The organism is Bacillus sp. SIMBA_074, assembly GCF_046534555.1.
In the GTDB taxonomy this organism is placed as follows: Bacteria; Bacillota; Bacilli; order Bacillales; family Bacillaceae_G; genus Bacillus_A; species Bacillus_A mycoides.
The window spans coordinates 1-270 of sequence record NZ_JAWRYM010000546.1; the positions used below are offsets into that span (position 1 = coordinate 1).

The 270-nt window shown below is 43.3% G+C and carries 1 protein-coding gene; it reads right to left on the bottom strand.

Annotation, left to right across the window (positions count from 1 at the left end; translation table 11 throughout):
* The coding region (locus SB773_RS31920; RefSeq protein WP_410594343.1) for a S8 family serine peptidase at nucleotides 1–270 on the bottom strand (270 nt) is incomplete at both ends.

Genomic DNA, 270 nt, shown 5'->3' on the forward strand with positions numbered 1-270 from the left:
TCTACTTCAGGTGCTACCCCTTTCACAGCATAATCCACATTGTTTTTCTTTTGGGCTGCAATCGTCCCTGCGACATGTGACCCATGGTTTGTGTAATACACATAGCCTGGGTCTTCCGGCTTGCCAGCATTTATCCAATCCTCGTAGGTCGTTTCCATTGGATCGACATCATTATCTACAAAATCATATCCGCCTTTATAAGCTTCTTTTAAGTCAGGATGATTGTAGTCAATACCTGTATCAAGAACACCGACTTTAATTCCCTTGCCG